The organism is Mesorhizobium sp. M1D.F.Ca.ET.231.01.1.1 (genome assembly GCF_003999155.2).
Classification (GTDB): Bacteria; Pseudomonadota; Alphaproteobacteria; order Rhizobiales; family Rhizobiaceae; genus Mesorhizobium.
On record NZ_RZOZ02000105.1, the window covers coordinates 1 to 372 of the forward strand.

A 372-nucleotide genomic window follows, 5' to 3' on the forward strand; every position below is an offset into this window, starting at 1 on the left:
TTCGAGACGCGCCGTTTCGGCGACGATCGGCATGTCGGACAGCGTGTCGATCGTTTTCAGGAAGCGTGGAAAGCCGGCGCCATAACGTGCCAGCCGCGACTCCACTGGCGGATGCCGCCGAATGAATTCGCTCGCCGCAAAGCGAAAGAAGCGTTCGTCGACGAGGCGGACGGTTACAGGAAACACCGCCATCAGCGCCGCGGTGAGCGAGCTGCGCGTGTTGTTCTGGTAGATGCGCAAGCGGGCCAGCGGATCTGCCTTGCCGGCGGTCAGCATGTTTGCGGCGACAACTGGCTCCATGGCGAGCACCGAGCGCGCCATGGTGGTCTGCAGGTGTTCAAGCGGCAGCATGGTATTCCTCCTCGATTGACG

1 protein-coding gene is annotated in these 372 nt (G+C 62.9%); it reads right to left on the reverse strand.

What is annotated here, in order from left to right:
- Window positions 1-321 (reverse strand): DNA-binding domain-containing protein (locus tag EN874_RS32495; protein WP_245516231.1); only part of this gene is annotated, 321 nt, incomplete at its 3' end.
- Window positions 322-372 lie beyond the last annotated feature (51 nt).